Origin of the sequence: Azospirillum griseum (genome assembly GCF_003966125.1) — a bacterium.
GTDB classification, from domain to species: domain Bacteria; phylum Pseudomonadota; class Alphaproteobacteria; order Azospirillales; family Azospirillaceae; genus Azospirillum; species Azospirillum griseum.
Genome location: NZ_RXMA01000107.1, coordinates 1 through 952 on the forward strand (window position 1 = coordinate 1; position 952 = coordinate 952).

Consider the following 952-nt stretch of genomic DNA (forward strand, 5'->3'; position numbering starts at 1 on the left):
CGTCCGCTCACGTGGCTGTTGCCCATGGTGGCGCTTTCGTCGCTGGCAAGGCGCAATATGCCGATGTCAATGGTGATGGTAAAGCCGATCTCATTTATCAGGGGGGAGATAACCGATTCTGGCTGTCAGAAAGTACAGGCAGCGGTTTTGTCGCGCCCCACATGGTGGTCGCTGAAGGCGGCACCTTTCAGGCCGGTCAAGCGCAATACGCCGACGTCAATGGTGACGGCAAAGCCGATCTCCTCTTTCAGGACAACGACAACAATTTCTACTTGTCAGAAAGTACAGGCAACGGCTTTGCGTCGCCGCATCTTGTTATTGACCATGGCGGCAGTTTCCAAACCGGCCAAGCGCAACTTGCCGACATGAATGGCGATGGCAAAGCCGACCTCATCTTCCAGGGGAACGACAATCGGTTCTGGTTGTCAGAAAGCTCGGGTGCCGGTTTTGCAACACCTCATCTGGTCGCTGACCAAATCGGAAATTTCAACTTTGGCCAAGCGCAGTATGCTGACATTAATGGAGACGGTAAAGCGGACCTGATTTATCAGGGGGCTGATAACCACTTCTGGCTGTCTACCAGCACAGGAATTTCATTCTCCTAACCAGGACCATTCATGCAGGTTGGCGGGTGTTCCGGTGTCCGGTGATCGGGGCACCTTCCAACTTGAGGTGATGTGGTGGACGGCCCTTCCACCTTCTGGGATCGGTGGCAAACTGATGCCGTCGAAGAAACCATGTGTGGACGGCCCCTCCGGTGCAAGAGGGAAATCCGCGCTGACTGGCCGAGAAGGATGCATCCATGTGTCCGGCCTGTTGTCGCAGCCGTTGGCTGCTGGCCTTGATGAATTCCGCGGATCGACGCGGGACTATCCGGAATTTCGTGCTCGGCGGGGCGGGTTTTAATCTCAGGCGCTCATCGCCTTTGAGAAACGCTCGCCGAACATGACGG

General features: G+C 55.9%; 1 protein-coding gene. It reads left to right on the forward strand.

All coding sequences use genetic code 11. The features are described 5' to 3' along the window. On the forward strand, window positions 1–605 hold a 605-nt coding region (locus EJ903_RS26350; RefSeq protein ID WP_148105320.1), incomplete at its 5' end, for an FG-GAP repeat domain-containing protein. Window positions 606–952: the final 347 nt, after the last annotated feature.